General features: G+C 53.0%; 17 protein-coding genes and 1 pseudogene. 10 read left to right on the forward strand and 8 right to left on the reverse strand.

Annotation, left to right across the window (positions count from 1 at the left end; all coding sequences use genetic code 11):
* The 3 genes from ACF8D4_RS02580 to ACF8D4_RS02590 all read left to right on the forward strand — a co-directional run.
* Positions 1-183 (forward strand): hypothetical protein (locus ACF8D4_RS02580; protein ID WP_392468284.1); only part of this gene is annotated, 183 nt, incomplete at its 5' end.
* Between the two features lie 113 nt (positions 184-296).
* Positions 297-1100, forward strand: coding sequence for a YggN family protein (locus ACF8D4_RS02585; protein WP_071237907.1), 804 nt, complete (start codon positions 297-299; stop codon positions 1098-1100).
* 315 nt (positions 1101-1415) lie between these two features.
* Positions 1416-2363: a LysR family transcriptional regulator gene (locus ACF8D4_RS02590; protein ID WP_025009469.1), complete on the forward strand. Its 948-nt coding sequence runs from the start codon at positions 1416-1418 to the stop codon at positions 2361-2363.
* 441 nt (positions 2364-2804) lie between these two features.
* Here ACF8D4_RS02590 and ACF8D4_RS02595 read toward each other — a convergent pair.
* The 8 genes and pseudogenes from ACF8D4_RS02595 to ACF8D4_RS02630 all read right to left on the reverse strand — a co-directional run bounded on the left by ACF8D4_RS02595 (position 2805) and on the right by ACF8D4_RS02630 (position 9844).
* Positions 2805-4664: pseudogene (locus ACF8D4_RS02595) on the reverse strand (DUF885 domain-containing protein).
* Between the two features lie 216 nt (positions 4665-4880).
* Positions 4881-6017, reverse strand: a complete 1137-nt coding sequence (gene hemW / locus ACF8D4_RS02600) for a radical SAM family heme chaperone HemW (protein WP_096141507.1) — start codon at positions 6015-6017, stop codon at positions 4881-4883.
* On the reverse strand, positions 6017-6619 hold the full coding sequence (gene rdgB, locus ACF8D4_RS02605) for an RdgB/HAM1 family non-canonical purine NTP pyrophosphatase (RefSeq protein WP_025009467.1): 603 nt from the start codon (positions 6617-6619) through the stop codon (positions 6017-6019). The genes hemW and rdgB overlap by 1 nt, the downstream gene beginning before the upstream one ends.
* Before the next feature lie 219 nt (positions 6620-6838).
* Entirely contained in the window at positions 6839-7273 is a 435-nt protein-coding gene (locus ACF8D4_RS02610) for a DUF4426 domain-containing protein (RefSeq protein ID WP_025887551.1), read from the reverse strand.
* A gap of 62 nt (positions 7274-7335) precedes the next feature.
* The gene (gene yggU / locus ACF8D4_RS02615; RefSeq protein WP_037467122.1) at positions 7336-7623 is read right to left on the reverse strand and encodes a DUF167 family protein YggU; all 288 of its coding nucleotides are present in this window, start codon (positions 7621-7623) and stop codon (positions 7336-7338) included.
* A complete protein-coding gene (locus tag ACF8D4_RS02620) occupies positions 7623-8174 on the reverse strand; it encodes a YggT family protein (RefSeq protein WP_044733985.1) in 552 nt (183 codons plus the stop codon). The genes yggU and ACF8D4_RS02620 overlap by 1 nt, the downstream gene beginning before the upstream one ends.
* Before the next feature lie 23 nt (positions 8175-8197).
* Positions 8198-9016 (reverse strand): pyrroline-5-carboxylate reductase, encoded by an 819-nt coding sequence (gene proC / locus ACF8D4_RS02625; RefSeq protein ID WP_144159109.1) that lies wholly within the window; start codon positions 9014-9016, stop codon positions 8198-8200.
* Positions 9017-9148: 132 nt separating this feature from the next.
* On the reverse strand, positions 9149-9844 hold the full coding sequence (locus tag ACF8D4_RS02630; protein WP_144220311.1) for a YggS family pyridoxal phosphate-dependent enzyme: 696 nt from the start codon (positions 9842-9844) through the stop codon (positions 9149-9151).
* 36 nt (positions 9845-9880) lie between these two features.
* Between ACF8D4_RS02630 and ACF8D4_RS02635 the strand changes: the two genes are divergently transcribed.
* The 7 genes from ACF8D4_RS02635 (at position 9881) to ACF8D4_RS02665 (ending at position 16994) form a co-directional block, all read left to right on the forward strand.
* Positions 9881-10918, forward strand: a complete 1038-nt coding sequence (locus tag ACF8D4_RS02635) for a type IV pilus twitching motility protein PilT (protein WP_025009461.1) — start codon at positions 9881-9883, stop codon at positions 10916-10918.
* 9 nt (positions 10919-10927) lie between these two features.
* Entirely contained in the window at positions 10928-12040 is a 1113-nt protein-coding gene (locus tag ACF8D4_RS02640; protein WP_025887558.1) for a PilT/PilU family type 4a pilus ATPase, read from the forward strand.
* Positions 12041-12164: 124 nt separating this feature from the next.
* Complete coding sequence (locus ACF8D4_RS02645; RefSeq protein ID WP_062793317.1) at positions 12165-13274, forward strand: hypothetical protein; 1110 nt, start codon at positions 12165-12167, stop codon at positions 13272-13274.
* Positions 13275-13313: 39 nt separating this feature from the next.
* Positions 13314-13895, forward strand: a complete 582-nt coding sequence (locus ACF8D4_RS02650; RefSeq protein ID WP_081737044.1) for a glutathione peroxidase — start codon at positions 13314-13316, stop codon at positions 13893-13895.
* A gap of 34 nt (positions 13896-13929) precedes the next feature.
* Positions 13930-14943, forward strand: coding sequence for a ferrochelatase (gene hemH, locus ACF8D4_RS02655; RefSeq protein ID WP_208138224.1), 1014 nt, complete (start codon positions 13930-13932; stop codon positions 14941-14943).
* Between the two features lie 175 nt (positions 14944-15118).
* Positions 15119-15853, forward strand: a complete 735-nt coding sequence (locus tag ACF8D4_RS02660; protein WP_071237900.1) for a tryptophan 2,3-dioxygenase family protein — start codon at positions 15119-15121, stop codon at positions 15851-15853.
* Positions 15854-15863: 10 nt separating this feature from the next.
* Positions 15864-16994 carry an aminotransferase class V-fold PLP-dependent enzyme gene (locus ACF8D4_RS02665; protein ID WP_392468290.1) on the forward strand — a complete coding sequence of 377 codons (1131 nt, stop codon included), beginning with the start codon at positions 15864-15866 and terminating at the stop codon, positions 16992-16994.
* Positions 16995-17008 lie beyond the last annotated feature (14 nt).

The following is a 17008-nucleotide window of genomic DNA, read 5'->3' on the forward strand; positions in this document are numbered from 1 at the left end:
ACAGCGGCTATTATGGCTTTTAATCCCGAATGCAGTGAAGAAAAGGAACAGTATTGGCCATCCAGAGTATTCCCTGTTAAACCTTTCTTTGGTTTCTTGTGTCTTATTCATCATAACGGCTACAAGTTGGCAAAATTTGCCACTCTTAGATGGTGGATTTTCATGTTCTGCTGCCTTGCTTGACATTAAATCTTTTAGTATCAGTTAATTATAAATTTGGCACAAAGTCTGCTTTATTCTGAGCCATAAGTGGTAACCAAGTTTACTCGGCAGATTAAAACGAGAGGGAAGACAGAATGAAACAAGCGATTGGTGGAATATCTTTGGTGTGTGCACTGTTTGCGGCTGCGCCTGCTATGGCGATCAACTTTGAGCCAAGAGATGAGCAATGCGAGATGTCACTCAACTACGACATCTCACTGGAACCCAAGAAGCTGAGTGTCAGTAATCAAGGGAAAGAACACTATCGAATTGAGCCGGGCCGCCTCTATGTGGAAGGTGAAGAAGTGGCCTTGAATGCCGAGCAGAGCAAGCTTGTCAACGAGTACTCGGATGCCATGGCTCAGCAGTTACCCGAAGTTATCTCTTTGGTGGAAGATGCCGTCACCATGGCGAGCGAGGCCGTGAGCATGGCTCTGACACCACTCTTGGGTGATGCCGCCGGTGCCAAGTTGGATGAAACCATGGGCAGTCTGCAACAGCGAGTCTATGAAGTGGCTCATCGCAATGGTGACCAGTACTTCCTCGGGGCCACTGAAGAGTCGCTGGAAAACGCCTTTGGTGATGAGTTTTCCAAAGAAATAGAGCAACTGGTACAGCAGTCGCTAGGCAGTTTGATGATGGCCATGGGCAGCGCCATGATGTCAGGTGAGGGCGAAACCTTTGATGAGAAGATCAATGCCTTCAGCCAGAAGATGGAAAAGATGGGCAAGGATATTGAAGTGCAAATGGAGTCCCGCGCCCAGGAGATGGAGCAGAGAGCCGACGCGCTTTGCGACAACTTCCAACGTTTGGTGGTGCTGGAAGACAAGTTACGCAAGCAGATCCCTGAACTGGGCGAATTCCAGGTACTGTCCGGCAAGGTTGAACTGCAGCAATAAGATTTAAGCTGGTGATTCCCCCTGTATCTTCCCCTCCCTTGATACAGGGGTTTTTTATTGGTTGTCTGTCGATTATGCCATCACTGCGGCGGTTTTTTTGGCTCAAGGCTATCCTTGGGTTAGAGTCAATAAGAAAGAATTGGTATACTTCGCAAAAATAATAAAACTGACACCCAAGTCAGGACTCAGTGACTCTACCCAGTGCGCTTTCCAAAACCCGGCAGCCCACACCCCATTTTGGGGTCTTGACGGTGAGGCCCGTCGCTTTTCCAGGAAAGCTTTTACCAGTGTTGTAAACGGCTTAAGGCGACTTTCATGTTAGAACTGTTAGAACCTATCGCTATTTTCACTCATGTCGCCCGTGCCGGCAGCTTCAGTGCCGCGGCGCGCAGGCTTGGAATATCCAAATCCAAGGTCAGTACCCAGGTTGCCGATCTTGAACATAAACTCGGGATCCAGTTGATCCAGCGAACGACCCGTAGCTTAAGCCTCACCGAAGCCGGTAATCTGCTGTATGTGCAGGGGGAAGAACTGCTGCGGGATGCGGATCAGGCGGTGGCCAGTGTGCACAACCTCAATGATGCCACCCGAGGCGTGCTCAAGGTAGGGATCTCCCAGTCGTTCGGCACCATGCATATTATTCCGGCACTGCCCGAGTTTATGACCCGTCACCCGGATCTCGAGCTGCAGGTGAGCCTGTTGGACCATAAGGTTGATGTGGTCAGTGAAGGCCTGGATCTGCTGCTGACCATGTCAGAGCAACTGCCTCTGGGTATGGTGGCCCGCCCGCTGATGAAGTGTCAGTTCCTGCTGGTGGCATCCCCCGGGTATGTTGCGGCCCACGGTATGCCGGCCCGGCCGGAGCAGCTGGTGGAGCACAACTGTTTGGTTTACCACGGTGAATGGCATGAGCACAGCGTCTGGCAATTCAAGAAGGGCGATGACTACTGTGAGATAGGGGTTTCGGGTAATTTCAGAGTCGACAATGCGCCGGCGCTCAAGTCTGCCGCTGTCAGTGGGCTTGGGGTGGTTTATCTCGCCAGTTATCTGCTGGAAGATGAAATAGAAAAAGGCACTCTGGTTCCTCTACTTCCCGATTGGCAACTGACCCATCATCTGCCGCTGCAGGCGGTTTATCCAAGACGTAAACACTTGGCTCCCAAGGTGAGTGCCTTTATCGAGTTCATTAAGGATCACATAGGTACACCACCCTATTGGGACAAAAAATACGCAGATCTGTTTGCCCTGCGTCAGGAAAAATAAAGAAATATCGTTCTTATAATAGAACAATGAAAAACACTCAAGTTCCGCTTGGGTGTTTTTTGTTTTTATATCATGTAGATATTGAGGTTTTGTTGGTTTTTTTATCGCTTTATTGTTTAGTGAATCCTAAAGGTTTTTAATAATCTTGTTGCAGTCTGTTCTGAAATAAATACAATGGTTGCAGTTGATTCGGGTGGAACCAACATACGGGTGTGCCGTGGGACTGACCCCTCCTGCTGTAGACTGCTTGGTTCAACACAGAGTGTTAAGCCCTTATCAATGCCGACCCAGGTTTTCGAACTAAAACAATGTCGGCCTTAAAACCATCATCCTGATTTTGGTTTACCCCGGCCCAGGTGGCCGGGGTATTTTTATGCCTGTTTTCAGAACGGAATCAAGCGCATAAAAAAGCCGCTCACGGGAGCGGCAGTTGATTCAGTTTCAAGCCTGGCTTTGCGCGGCCACCCAGTCTTTTACTTCCTGCTCAAGTACATCCAGCGGCAAGGGGCCGTTTTGCAATACCAGGGTGTGGAAGGCGCGAATGTCGAAACGCTCACCCAGCACCTCCTTGGCGTAGGCTCTAAGCGCAAGTATCTTGTTCATCCCCACCTTGTAAGCGGTTGCCTGCGAGGGCATAACTATGTGCCGCTCAACCATTTTTACTGCGTCAGATTCGGCATTGGGAGTGTTGTCCATGTAATAGGCTATGGCTTGCTCTCGAGTCCATTTCTTGGCATGGATCCCGGTATCCACCACCAAACGGCAGGAGCGCCATAGCTCCATCGCCAATCTGCCAAAGTCTGAGTAGGGATCGCTGTAAAGCCCCATCTCCTTGGGGAAGTACTCACTGTAAAGTCCCCAGCCCTCGATATAAGCCGTGTAAGAGCCGAAGCGACGGAAGCTGGGAAGTCCTTCCAGTTCCTGGGCTATGGCTATCTGCATGTGATGCCCGGGGATCCCTTCATGGTAGGCCAGTGCCTCCATCTGGTATTTGGGCATAGCCATTATGTCATAGAGGTTGGCATAGTAAGTTCCCGGACGACTGCCATCGGCCGAGGGCTGGTTGTAGAAAGCCTTGCCGGCAGACTTCTCCCTGAAGGCTTCCACCTGTTTGACTATCAAAGGCGCTTTGGGCTTTACCTTGAATACTTCATCCAGGCGCGAGTTCATGTTATCGATAAGGGCGGTGGCCTCTCTCAGGTAGGCCCGGCGGCCGGCGTCATTGTCCGGGAAGTAGAAGCCCTCATTCTGGCGCATAAACTCGAAGAAGGCTTTGAGATCGCCCTTGAAGCCAACTTTGTCCATGATGGCGCGCATTTCGCCGTGGATCCTGGCGACCTCGTCCAGCCCTAATTGATGAATGGTATCGGCGCTCATCTCTGTGGTGGTGGTATTGGCCAGGGCATTGTTGTAGAAGGCGCTGCCGCTCGGGAATTTCCAGACACCATCTCTGCTGTCGGCCCGTTTTTCCAGGGTTTCGAGATAGGCAATCAGCTTTTAGTAAGCTGGCCTCAATTGTTCTTTGAGGGCGATGGCGGCTTGATCCAGCAGTTTATCTTGGGTGTCTTCATCCAGCTTGAGTTTTGCCAACTTGCTCTTGAAGTCGGCCCAGATGGCGCTGTCCGGCTCACCATCAAACGGCGCGCCATGAATAATATTGCGACTGTCTGAAAGTACGTGGGGGAATACGAACTTGGGGGCGATTATGCCTTCCTCGGCGCGAACCTCGAGGGCGGTAATCAGCTGCTCGAACAGTTCAGGAACCCCGGTTATACGGCTGATATAGGCGCGGGCATCGGCTTCGTCGGCTATCGAGTGTTGGTTTATCAACAATGAAGGTACCAGCGAGTGAATGCCGTACATCTGGTTGACCGGGTAGTTGTAGTGGCGAAACTTATCATCGCGGATCTGGCGTTGCAGCTTGGCGGTCAACAGCTCCAGGCTCAACTTGCTCTGTGAGTCCAACTTTGTCGGATCCAGTAGCGACAAGCGCTCAAGCTGCTGCTTGGCGCGAGCAAGCGCGGCATAATCGGCCGCATCTCCCAGTGAGTCCCATTTGCCGTAATCTGTCTTGATACCAAGAAAGGTCTGCCGCACCGGGCTGGCGGCGACATCTTCGTTAAAGATGGCTTCAAACAGGGCGTTGGCTTTGGCGGATTCGGCCTTGATGACCTCAGGAGCCAGGTTTGATGCTTGGTTACTCTGCCCGGAGACAGAGGCTTGGGCGAGAAGGGGATAACTGCTGCTTAAAACGGCGCCAAGGGCCAGCGTCAACAGACTTTTTCTTATGGTTATCGGCATGGACAACTTCCTTTTTGCTTGGCAATGGCAGGCCGGATGACGATGGCCCGAGTCAGGAAAGACGCACAGAAACCGCGATTGCTATGGCTCATTTGCGTCTAAAGAAGTTAATCCTAATGAAATACGGTAATTAAGTATTGGCGTAAATGTTAGAAAATATTTCCTCTTGCTGCTTTCGCTTTGGCAGCAGCAAGAGGAGGCTAATAAGAGATGGAGTTAACAGAACTGCGACAGCAGATCGTTGACGAACATATGCCCCTTGTTGGTGAGCTTCCAGTAACCGGGAGTGATCTCCACCAGCCCACGCTCGGCGGCCTGCTGCATGCCTTTATCCAGGGTGTTGGCCGCAACGCCGGTGCGCGCTTCAAATTCGCTCCAGGGGATGGGGCTCATCAGTCGCAGCCTGTTCATCAGGTACTCCAGCGCCCTGTCTTCCGGCAGCACGTCACTTACCTCAAATAGATAATCCTCTGTGGCCAAATAACCCTTTGGATGTTTTATCTTTACCGTGCGTACTATGCGGTCCTGCTCCGGTAGCGTCAGCTTGCCGTGGGCGCCGCAACCAATTCCCAGATAATCACCGAACTCCCAATAGTTGAGGTTATGGCGGCACTGAAAACCGGGTTTGGCGTAGGCGGATATTTCATACTGCTGGTAGCCAAGGGCTGCAAGTCTTTGCTGGCCCTGTTCATAGATGTGCCAAAGCGCTTCATCGTCCGGCAGTTGCGGCGGGCGTGAATGAAACAGGGTATTGGGCTCTATGGTGAGCTGATACCAGGACAGGTGCGGAGGATTGAGCGCCGCCGCCGTGTCGATATCGGCCATGGCCTCTTCAAAGCTCTGGTTCGGCAGACCGTGCATCAGATCCAGGTTAAAGCTCTGGTATCCGGCTGCGGCAACGCCTTTGGCGGCGTTGACGGCTTCATCCTTGCCGTGAATTCGCCCCAGCAGGTTGAGCTTGTCTTTGGCAAAGCTCTGCACACCTATGGAGAGGCGAGTGACACCTGCGGCGCGGTAAGCGCTGAAGTCATCATGTTCCAGGGTGCCTGGGTTGGCCTCCATGGTGATCTCTATGTCATCGGCAAAGGCAATGCGCCGGTTCACGCCTTGCAGCAGCCTGCCTATCTGGGCAGCATCAAACAGGGAGGGGGTGCCGCCACCGATAAATATGCTGTGCAGTTGCCGGCCTTGAACATAGTGCAGGTCGGCGTCGAGATCGCCAAGCAGGGCATCGACATATTCCTGCTGCGGTAGCTCACCCTGTTTTCCGTGAGAGTTGAAATCACAGTAAGGGCATTTCTGCACACACCAGGGAATATGAATATAGAGACTCAGCGGTGGCAGCGTCAGCATCAGCCGAGGATCCCCTGTTGTTTGAAGGCTTCAAGCAGCAATTTCAGTGCCTTGCCTCTGTGGCTGAGATGGTTCTTTTCATCACTGCTGAGCTCGGCGGCAGTTTGCTGGTAACCACAGGGAATGAATACGGGATCATAACCATGGCCATTGTCGCCCTTGGGTTCAAAACCTATTTCCCCTTCCCAGGCGGCCTGGCAGATGATGGGAGTCGGATCCTTGGCATGACGCATATACACAAGTACACACTGGAAACGGGCAGTACGGGGGGCTGGCGTTGCCTCTATGGCGCCAAGCAGCTTGTTGTAATTGCCTTCGGCCGTGGCGTTGGCGCCACTGTAACGGGCGGAGTAGATGCCGGGAGCGCCGTCCAGAGCATCAACTTCGAGGCCTGAGTCATCGGCAATAGCGGGCAGACCGGTGATTTCGGCTGCATGGCGCGCCTTGATAATGGCATTTTCAACAAAAGTGGTGCCGGTTTCCGCCACTTCAGGCACATCGAATTGGTTTTGTGGCAACACCTCAATATTGAAGGCGTTGAACATCTCGGCGAATTCTTTGAGTTTTCCCTTGTTGCCACTGGCAAGCACTATCTGTTTCATCTTGGATTTTCCTTATTTCGCAATGCCGGCAATAGTATCATTTTGCAAAAGAGTTTACTCACTCAGCGACAATGAAAAGGTGCGAAAACAAGTAGAGCCGTGGAAGGTTTGAGCCCTAATGGCTGTTGTCGTTTCTCTAAGTCGGCAGTCAATATCCACTCGGGGCGGCCATAAAAAACGCCGCTCATTCGGCGGCGCTCTATTGACGGAATGTGCTGCTCAATCGACGTAGAATTTCTGTTTGAACGCCAGAGTGGTGTTGAGCTCGTTGCCGTGTTTTATCAGGATTTGAAAGTTAATCTCTTGATCGTCGCGATAGGGCACCTCGGCAATATAGTAGATGGCATCACCCTCGCGAATTTCGCGGAATTTCAATTGCATTCTGGCATCGATAAGATTGTTGGCCAGGCCGGATATCTCGACCGGTACTGCCGGATTGCCCTCTTCACTGGTATCCAATACGGCGATATTGATGATACCCGTGTAACGGCTGCGTTCTATGCCGTAGCTCTTGGCGATGGATGGCGTCAAAAAGGTGCTGCCCAGCGCCATATAGTGAATATCGAACTGGCCGACGGTCTGCTTCTGTTCGGCTTGGGCGACACCGGCCAGAGAGCCGAGACACAAAAGCAGGGTCAAAAATTTGCGCAACATAATGCTTTACCTGAGGTTAAGTGTGTTGAATTGATTATAGTCCCTTGTCTGCTGCCATGGCATCAGAGCAAGGCCTCGATTTCAGCGGGCAGTATCTTGGGCGCTTCAATACGCACCTGCTTGTGGCGGCCCAGTTCTCCCTTGACTATGGCTATCTGCCCCTTGGGCACCTTGAAGGCCTTGGACAGATACTTGGTCAGGTGGGCGTTGGCCTTGCCGTCCACAGGTGGCGCGGTAATGGCCACCTTGAACTCTTCACCATGCAGGCCAACCAGTTGATCCCGGCTGGCCTTGGGCTGGATATAGAGATTGAGCAGCAGATCCTGCTGCTCCCAGCTAACGGCTTTCATCAAGCGATGGCCCAGAAAGGAATCGTCTTGGCCAACAGTATGTTGACGAAATTCATCAATACCATCAGCACCAGCAGCGACAAGTCCAGCCCACCCATGGGCGGCAGGAAGCGGCGAATGGGCGCCAGCAGTGGCTCGGTCAACTGCATCATCACATATTCAATCGGGTTGCGTCCCTGGCTGACCCAACTGAGGATAGCGCGAATGATCAGGATCCAGAACAGCAATACCCCGGCCTTTTTGAACAAGGACACCAGGGCAAAAATCAAGGTTGCAACCAGGTTGAAGTCTTCGCCCGCCATCAGAGTCAGCAAGAGTATTTTGGCGACTACCACCAGCAGTGCCAGCACCACAGAGGCCGTATCCAGACTGCCTATGGAGGGCAGTATCCGCCGCATGGGCGCCACAATAGGATGGGTGGCCTTGACGATAAACTGGCTGAAGGGGTTATAAAAATCTGCCCGCACCAGCTGCAGCCAGATCCTCAGTATGACTACCATAAAATAGAGGTCGAATACGACTGTAATCAGGTAAATCAATGCTTCATTCATGAAAAGTTTCGCCCTTGGGTCGTTTAGAATTCTTTGGCCATGGCTTCAGCCCTGGCAATACAGTTATTCATTGCTTGCTTGATCAGTCCCTTGAGATCACTTCGCTGGAAGGTTTCCACCGCCTCATGGGTGGTACCGCCCTTGGAGGTGACATTCTGCCGCAGTTGGCCGGCGCTCAGCTGAGGATTTTGAATCACCATCTGTGAGGCCCCCAGAGCCGCCTGCTGCACCAGTAACCGAGCCTTGGATTCATCCAGCCCCAGCTCTTTGGCCGCATCCATCATGCCTTCCATAAACAGGAAAAAATAGGCCGGAGAGCTGCCCGCCAAGGCGATCACCAAATTGAGATCCGCTTCTTTGTCTACCCACAGGGTCTCGCCGCCACTGGCCATAATCTGCTGGCAAAGATCTTTATCCGCCTGCTCAACCCCACTTGCGGCATAAAGGCCTGTCATGCCATAGCCAAGTTGGGTTGGGGTGTTGGGCATGGTGCGGATAAGCTTAATCTGCTGGCCGAAGTAGTCATTGTATCTGGCGGCCGGGATCCCTGCCGCTATGGTAATAAACAGTTTGTCGGCCAGCGGCAGTGTTGCCAGTTGCTCACACACCTGCTGCATCAGTTGCGGTTTGACCGACAGCACTATGATATCGGCCCAGTCACAGGCGGCTTGGTTGTCTGTGGTGGTGAGGATGCCGAAATCGCGCTTGAGGGCATCGAGTTTACCTGTGCTTGGGTTGCTGGCCTGGATCAATTCAGCCGGATAACCGCTGCCCACCAGCCCGCTGATGATACTGCGGCTCATATTGCCGGCGCCGATAAAACAGATTTTCTTTTGAGCCATGCTGTCCCCTGTCACTTGTGATTGGAGTGTATCCCGCATCGGGTTTGACCGTGCGGGAGATATTAGTATTTGGGCCAATACTATCAAAAACAAGGTCTCAGCGGCCAATCTCAGATCTTATTGACTGGTTTATCAGCCGTAGTTCCGCTCGCCGAAAATAGCGCTACCGACTCTGACCATGGTAGAGCCCTTGGCTATGGCGAGCTCAAGATCCTGACTCATACCCATGGACAGGGTATCCACCTGTGGAAACTTGAGCTTCAGCTCGGCAAACAGTTGCTGCATGTGCGACAGCTCCGCCTCAAGCCTTGGGCCTTCACCGGCACTGGGAATTGTCATCAGTCCCCTGAGTTTGAGGTTGGGCAATGAGTCCACCAGGCTTGCCAACTGAAACATCTCGCTCTGTGTTGCTATTCCTGCTTTGGAATCTTCACCCGAAACATTGATTTGGATGCAGATTTCCAGTGGTGGCATGCCTTCTGGGCGCTGCTCCGACAGGCGGCGGGCAATTTTTTCCCGCTCCAGGGTGTGCATCCAATGGAAGTGCTCGGCGACAATTCTTGATTTATTGGATTGCAGCGGGCCGATAAAGTGCCATTCTATATCGGGACAGCGCTGCGCCAGTTCCATGGCTTTCTGTTGCCCCTCCTGGACATAGTTTTCGCCAAAGCAACGTTGCCCGGCGGCATAAGCTTGTTCAATGTCGGCGACCGGCTTGGTCTTGCTGACAGCCAGCAGCTTGATCTCGCTTGCATTTCGGGACGAAATTTGCGCCGCTTGAGCTATCCTGCGCTGGGCTAGCGCCAGTCTGTCTGCTATTGTTGTCATGATGTAAACTTTTTGGTTGAACGGATATCCCAAACTATGGAAATCACTGAATTATTGGCCTTTAGTGTAAAGCATAACGCTTCGGATCTGCACCTGTCGGCCGGTGTGCCTCCCATGATACGCGTCGACGGCGAGGTCAGAAAGATTAATGTCCCTGCGCTTGATCACCAAGGGGTTCACAGACTTGTCTACGACATAATGAATGACAAGCAGCGTAAGGATTATGAAGAGTTTCTGGAAATCGACTTTTCCTTTGAAGTTCCCAATCTGGCGCGTTTTCGTGTCAATGCCTTCAATCAGTCCCGCGGCGCCGCAGCGGTTTTTCGTACTATTCCCAGCGACATTTTGACTTTGGAACAACTGGGCGCGCCGGAAATCTTCAAGAAAATCGCTTCATATCCTCGCGGCCTGGTGCTGGTAACCGGCCCCACAGGTTCGGGTAAGAGTACCACCCTGGCGGCGATGATAGATTACGTCAATGAGAACCGTCACGATCATATTCTCACCATTGAAGACCCTATCGAATTCGTGCACCAAAACAAGCAATGTCTTATCAACCAGCGGGAAGTGCACCGCCATACCCACAGCTTTAACGCCGCCCTCAGAAGCGCCCTGCGTGAAGACCCGGATGTCATCCTGGTCGGTGAGATGCGGGATTTGGAAACCATACGCCTGGCGATGACCGCGGCAGAAACCGGCCACTTGGTGTTCGGTACCTTGCACACCACCTCGGCGGCCAAGACCATTGACCGTGTGGTTGACGTATTCCCCGCAGGCGAGAAAGACATGGTGCGTACCATGTTGTCTGAGTCGTTGCAGGCGGTTATCTCCCAGACCCTGATCAAGAAAGTTGGCGGCGGCCGGGTGGCGGCCCATGAGATCATGATGGGAACCCCGGCTATCCGAAACCTTATCCGTGAGGACAAGGTGGCACAGATGTATTCTGCTATCCAAACCGGTATGGCCCATGGTATGCAAACCTTGGAGCAGAGCCTGCAGAACCTGGTGAATCGCGGCTTGATCAGTCGGGAAGATGCCATGGCCAAGAGCTCCAACAAACAAGCGAATTTCTAAGGAGTTCCCATGGAAGTCAGACCTTTTCTCAAAGCCATGGTGGATCGCAAGGCCTCGGATCTCTTTATTACCGCCGCCTTTCCTCCCAGTGCCAAGGTGGACGGTGAACTCAGGCCGCTGGCGGAAAACGCCTTTACCCCGGCGCAGTCGCTGGAGTTTGTTGAGTCTTTGATGACGCCGGAGCAGAAAAAGGAGTTTCACGAGACCCGCGAATGTAACTTTGCCGTGGGCGCCAAAGAGCTGGGGCGTTTCCGGGTCAGTGCCTTCTGGCAACGGGAGTCGGCGGGCTGCGTGATGCGGCGTATCGAAACCAAGATCCCTACTGTGGAGCAGCTGTACCTGCCGCCCATTCTCAAAGACTTGGTAATGAGCAAGCGCGGATTGGTGATCATGGTCGGGGGAACCGGTACGGGTAAGTCCACCTCGCTGGCGGCACTTATCGGTTACCGTAATGCTAATGCTAGGGGACACATACTCACCATCGAAGATCCGGTGGAATTTGTTCACCAACACGGCAAGAGCATTATCACCCAGCGGGAAGTGGGTATAGATACCGAGTCGTTTGATGCGGCGCTCAAGAGCTCATTGCGCCAGGCGCCGGACGTTATCCTTATCGGTGAGATCCGTACCCAGGAAACCATGGAGTTTGCCCTGTCGTTCGCCGAAACCGGCCACTTGTGTATGGCAACCCTGCACGCCAACAACGCCAACCAGGCGCTGGATCGCATCATGCACCTGGTGCCAGAGAGTAAGCACCAACAACTGCTATTTGACCTGTCGCTTAACTTGCGCGGTATTGTGGCCCAGCAGTTGGTGCCCAAGGTGGACGGCAGCGGCCGGCGCGCCGCCATCGAAGTGCTGATCAACACCCCCAGGGTGGCCAGTCTTATTCAAAAGAACGAACTGCACGTGCTCAAGGATACCATGGCCAAGTCCAACGAGCAGGGGATGCAAACCTTCGACCAGGCGTTGTTCAAGCTCTACTGTGAAGGGGAGATCAGCTACGCCGATGCACTGCATCATGCCGACTCGCCAAACGACCTGCGACTCATGATTAAACTCCACAGCAATGACACCGGCAACTCAGGTTTCATGGAGGGAGTTACCCTGGATATGGATTAGTGGGAAAGCACTGCAAAAGGCGTCGGAATGACGCCTTTTTTGTTTGTATTGAGTGGATTGTTCGAAAAAGAGCTATCTTTTTGTTATTGTGTTGCGCCTGTTTTGTGAAAAGGATGGAAGGGGAATGCAATTGCAGCAAACCACTTTATTTTCAGCTTTGGGTCTGGCTCTGGCCGGTTGTTTCACTCTGCCGGCCGCGGCCGTGCCGGTTTCCGACGAGCTGGATATCGGCGGGGCGGTACGAGTCAACTATGGCTGGAAAGACTATGATGACGATGCCAAGTTGGAGTTCGAGCTGTTTCGCGCCGATGTCAAATACGATAACGGAGAACTGTTCGCGTCGGCTCAGTACCGCTGGTATCAGGATCAGGATGTGATCCAGCATGCCTTCTTTGGCTATCGCTTTTCAGAAAACTCGGACATTCGCCTCGGGGTCACCCAGGTGCCTTTCGGTTTGCTGCCCTATGCGGCTCATTCCTTCTGGTTCGGCGCGACTTATTATCTCGGCTTTGAAGACGACTATGATGCTGGTATTCACTGGCAGTACAACAAGGACGGCTGGCGCTACGATCTCGCCTGGTTTGCCAATGATGAATATGGCGACGGTAGCCGCTTCAAGCGCTATTCCTTCGATGTCGCCACCACAGAAAACGCCCCCTATGAAGAGGCAGGGCAGTTTAACGCCAGAGTCGAGCGCAGCCTGAAGTATGGCGAGTTTGCCCATAAACTGGGCGCTTCTGTGCAATATAGCCGTTTGGACTACAAGCCAATGGCCGGCGCCGTTGCCGGTGAAGACACAGATGGCTTGGCGGTAGCAGCCCATTGGCAAATGGATTGGCACGCCTGGCAGACTCAGGTGCAGTATCTGCATTATGACTATGACATGCCAGGCGAGCGTTTGGCACTGTCGGCCTTTGCCTACCCGTTTGAGATAGCGGCCGAGGCCGATGTGCTCACATTTAACCTTTCGCGCACCATAGATGTTGATTGGGGCCCTATCACTCAGCTCAACTGTTATAACGACTACAGCCAGGTATTTGCCTCGGGTACCGGGTTGGATGATTCGGTGCAGAATGTCACAGGATGCGCCATCAGCGCCGGTAAGTTTTACTCCTACGTGGACTGGATCGCCGGTAAAAACATGTGGTTTGTCAACGGCCCCGGCATAGGTATTGCCGAAGGCGACAGCAGCTGGCATTCAAGGCTGAATATCAATGTTGGCTTCTACTTTTAACGGCTGAAGCTGGTAAGAATAAAAACAAATGGAGGTGTTATGGTGAAGGTGTTCAAGCCCTTGGCAAGATTGAATTTAACCGGGCCTGCATTGAAGAGGCTGGCTTTTACAGCATTGGCTTTAGCGCCCACGGCGGCTGTTGCCGGTCAGTGCCCCGATTACCTCAATATCAAGTTGAGAAAGCTCCATTCCCAGGAGTCTGTCGACCTATGTGAACTCACCCAAGGTAAACCTGTGCTTCTGGTCAATACCGCCAGCAATTGTGGTTTTACGCCTCAATTCAAAGCGCTTGAAGCCCTGCATAAGGACTACCGCGAGCGCGGGCTGGTGGTGATAGGTTTCCCATCCGATGACTTCTTCCAGGAAGAAAACGAAGAGAAAGATACCGCCAAGGTGTGCTACATCAACTATGGCGTGACCTTTACCATGGTGGCTACCTCTGCGGTTCGTGGCAGTGATGTGAACCCGGTATTTGCCTATCTGGGGCAGCAGGCCGGCGCGCCCAAGTGGAACTTCTACAAGTACCTGGTCAGTGGCGACGGTAAACAGGTGCAGAGCTTTAACTCCAGAGTCAAACCCGATAGTGATGAATTGATCAAAGCGATTGAATCTGTGCTTTAATATCTGACTTATTCGTTTTCTATCTGAGGTGATTTTGGCTAAGTTTATCGGTCTTGATAAAGACAAGGGCCACGCCGGGCGTGGTAAAACCGGGATATTGCTGTTGAATCTGGGGACGCCGGACGCACCGACACCCGCGGCGGTGAGGCGTTATCTGGCCGAATTTCTCTCCGATCCCAGGGTGGTGGAGATCCCCAAGGCGCTGTGGAAGCTTATTCTCCATGGCATTATTCTCAGGGTCAGGCCGGCCAAATCGGCGGCCCTTTACCGTGAGGTGTGGACTGATAAGGGCTCGCCACTGATGGATATCAGTGAGCGCCAGACCCAGGCCTTGGCAGAAAAACTCAAGGCCGAAGGCGTTGAAGCCGAAGTTGCCTTGGCGATGCGTTACGGCAACCCGGCGGTGGGCGATGTGCTCAAACGCCTGCACAATCAAGGGGTTGATAAACTGGTTGTGCTGCCGCTTTATCCTCAATATGCCGGCCCTACCACGGGCTCTGCATTTGATGCCATAGCCAAAGAGTTGACTCAATGGCGTTACCTGCCGTCGCTGCACTTTATCCATACCTACCACGATAATCCGCTGTTTATCGATGCGCTGGCCGAGTCCATCGAAGCAGACTTTGCCCAACACGGCAAACCGCAGAAACTGGTGCTGTCGTACCATGGTATGCCGGAGCGGAATCTCAAGCTGGGCGACCCTTACTACTGCTTCTGTATCAAGACCTCAAGATTGTTGGCCGAACGTCTTGGGCTGGCAGAGGATGATGTGATCAGCAGCTTCCAGTCTCGTTTCGGCAAGGCCAAATGGCTGGGCCCTTACACGGATGAAACCATGATGGCTCTGCCAAAGCAGGGGATCACAGATGTAGCCGTTGCCTGTCCTGCATTCAGCGCCGACTGCCTGGAAACTCTGGAGGAGATTGCCGGGCAGAACCGTGAGTTTTTCGAACAGGCCGGTGGTAAGTCATTCCGCTATATAGCGGCGCTCAACGACAGACCGCGCCATATAGAGATGATGGCGGAGTTGGTTCGTCCCTATCTGTAAGCATTCTTCCTCCCCCCTAATCAGGGCTGCAGTCCGGCAGCCCTGCCAACAATATTTGACACTGCTGTTCTTTGCGGATCGCTTCGCTGCCCTTGTTGCCTGCCACGCTATGCCTTAGCTTGGCAAGTTGAATGTTAATTTATGGTTAACAAAACAATAATAAGGATAAGGCATCATGGATCGCGAGCAGATATATGCCAGCATGGCCGGAGAGGGTCGACTGGATTATGAAAAGTACCTCAATACTCCCAAATTGCTCAGCTGTCAGAAGCCCTATGAGCAGCTGTGTAACGCCGATGAGCTGCAGTTTCAAATAGTGCATCAGTCGGAGGAGTTGTGGATGAAGCTCATCTGTTACACCCTGCTGGAGATTGATGAGCGTATGGCCGCAGGGGAGACCTTCAAGGTGTTGACCCTGTTTGCCAGGGTACATAAGGCGATGGGGTTTCTTATCGAGCAACTGAGTATTCTCGACACTATGTCCATCAAGGATTATCAGGCCATTCGACTGCAACTGGGCAACGGCAGCGGTCAGGAATCACCGGGATTCAGAACCCTGTTGCAGCTTTATAAGCCGCTGTGGCTCACCTTTGAGCGAGTCTACCTTGAGCAAAAGGGGCTGACGGTCGAGCAGATATACAACAGTGAATACCGTCATGATGAAAGCTATATGGTGGCCGAGGCCATGATAGAGTACGACCAGCTGTTTCAGCACTTCCGTTACCATCACATCAAACTCATCCACAGAAGCATAGGCATAGACAGCATGTCGCTGAAGGGGCGCAGCACTGAAATCCTTAACTCAGGTATGAAGATGCAGTTTTTCCCTAAACTGTGGCAAATTCGCGGTCAGATGACAGATATCTGGGGCGGTGTTTACGGTGTCAAACGCGACTCGATTGCCGACTGAGGAGCCTGGAATGTCGTTGAAATCGCGTTTTCATCTGCCCGAAGGGCACTATTTTTTGTCCCACTCTGTGGGCGCCATGCCAAAGGGCTGCGAAGCTGCGGTCAGCGAGTTTCTCGGCGCCTGGAAGCATCAAGGCGGTGACGCCTGGCCTGTGTGGCTCGAGGGGGTTGAGCTGTTTTTGCAGCAACTTGCGGCTTTTACCCGAGTTCCCGCCAGTGGCTTTTGCCCGCAGCTGAATCTCTCTTCGGCTTTATCCAAGCTGGTCGGCGCCCTGCCGAATGCCAAGCCCGGTCAGCGGATCTTGGCCACTGAACTGGATTTCCCCTCCATGGGGTTTGTACTGCAACAGGCCGAGAAGAAGGGCTACCGCCTGCAGTTGCTTGAGCCGCAAGCCGGGCTGGTGTCTTTGAGTCAGTGGCAACAGGCTTTGGGAGAGGATGTGGCGCTGGCCTTTATCACCCATGCCATTTCTGAAACCGGTCAGTTACAGTCAGTGAGTGAAATTTGCGCTTTGGCCCGAAGCTTAGGAGTAATGACTGTGGTGGATATTGCCCAGTCTCTCGGAGTCATACCGATAGATTTGGGGCAGTGGCAGGCTGATGCTGTCTTGGGGTCCTGCGTTAAATGGTGTTGCGCTGGCCCGGGGGCGGCCTTTTTATGGCTCAGCGATAGGTTGGCCCAGACGCTGGAGCCTGTGGATCTGGGATGGTTCTCCCATGAGGCGCCGTTTGAGTTCGATATCCATGACTTCCGCTATGCCAAGGGAGCAAAAAGGTTTTGGGGGGGCACGCCTTCCGTATTGCCTTACATGCTGGCAGCGGCGTCACTACAGCAGCTGCGCGCTTTCGGCGATAGTCAAATTTATCAACACAATCAGCGCCTGAGGCAGGGGATCCTGGATTGTGCCCTGAGTCATGAACTCAAGGTGGTGACGCCCAATATCAGCGGCGAGCGCAGTGGCACTGTGGTAGTCGATTTCGCCGATAGGCAGGCGGCGCAGCAAGTGTTCAACAGATTGGGGATCAAGACAGACTTGCGCCCAAGATTTGGCTTTCGCTTTTCGCCGCATATCTATACCGATGGTGAGGATATGGAGGTTTTGCTGCAGGGGCTCAGACAGTTGGCCGGCAAAAGGCCCTGATAGCTTGTGGGGGC

The organism is Shewanella sp. YQ_9 (genome assembly GCF_043103185.1).
In the GTDB taxonomy this organism is placed as follows: Bacteria; Pseudomonadota; Gammaproteobacteria; order Enterobacterales; family Shewanellaceae; genus Shewanella; species Shewanella algae.

Coding starts and splice junctions, on each gene's coding strand:
- ACF8D4_RS02610 (WP_025887551.1), bottom strand. CDS start 7,273: ATGTTGCGCAAATTTTTGACCCTGCTTTTGTGTCTCGGCTCTCTGGCC.
- ACF8D4_RS02590 (WP_025009469.1), top strand. CDS start 1,416: ATGTTAGAACTGTTAGAACCTATCGCTATTTTCACTCATGTCGCCCGT.
- ACF8D4_RS02665 (WP_392468290.1), top strand. CDS start 15,864: ATGTCGTTGAAATCGCGTTTTCATCTGCCCGAAGGGCACTATTTTTTG.
- yggU (WP_037467122.1), bottom strand. CDS start 7,623: ATGAAAGCCGTTAGCTGGGAGCAGCAGGATCTGCTGCTCAATCTCTAT.
- ACF8D4_RS02645 (WP_062793317.1), top strand. CDS start 12,165: ATGCAATTGCAGCAAACCACTTTATTTTCAGCTTTGGGTCTGGCTCTG.
- ACF8D4_RS02650 (WP_081737044.1), top strand. CDS start 13,314: ATGGTGAAGGTGTTCAAGCCCTTGGCAAGATTGAATTTAACCGGGCCT.
- rdgB (WP_025009467.1), bottom strand. CDS start 6,619: ATGAAACAGATAGTGCTTGCCAGTGGCAACAAGGGAAAACTCAAAGAA.
- ACF8D4_RS02635 (WP_025009461.1), top strand. CDS start 9,881: ATGGAAATCACTGAATTATTGGCCTTTAGTGTAAAGCATAACGCTTCG.
- ACF8D4_RS02585 (WP_071237907.1), top strand. CDS start 297: ATGAAACAAGCGATTGGTGGAATATCTTTGGTGTGTGCACTGTTTGCG.
- ACF8D4_RS02660 (WP_071237900.1), top strand. CDS start 15,119: ATGGATCGCGAGCAGATATATGCCAGCATGGCCGGAGAGGGTCGACTG.
- ACF8D4_RS02640 (WP_025887558.1), top strand. CDS start 10,928: ATGGAAGTCAGACCTTTTCTCAAAGCCATGGTGGATCGCAAGGCCTCG.
- proC (WP_144159109.1), bottom strand. CDS start 9,016: ATGGCTCAAAAGAAAATCTGTTTTATCGGCGCCGGCAATATGAGCCGC.
- ACF8D4_RS02620 (WP_044733985.1), bottom strand. CDS start 8,174: ATGAATGAAGCATTGATTTACCTGATTACAGTCGTATTCGACCTCTAT.
- ACF8D4_RS02630 (WP_144220311.1), bottom strand. CDS start 9,844: ATGACAACAATAGCAGACAGACTGGCGCTAGCCCAGCGCAGGATAGCT.
- hemW (WP_096141507.1), bottom strand. CDS start 6,017: ATGCTGACGCTGCCACCGCTGAGTCTCTATATTCATATTCCCTGGTGT.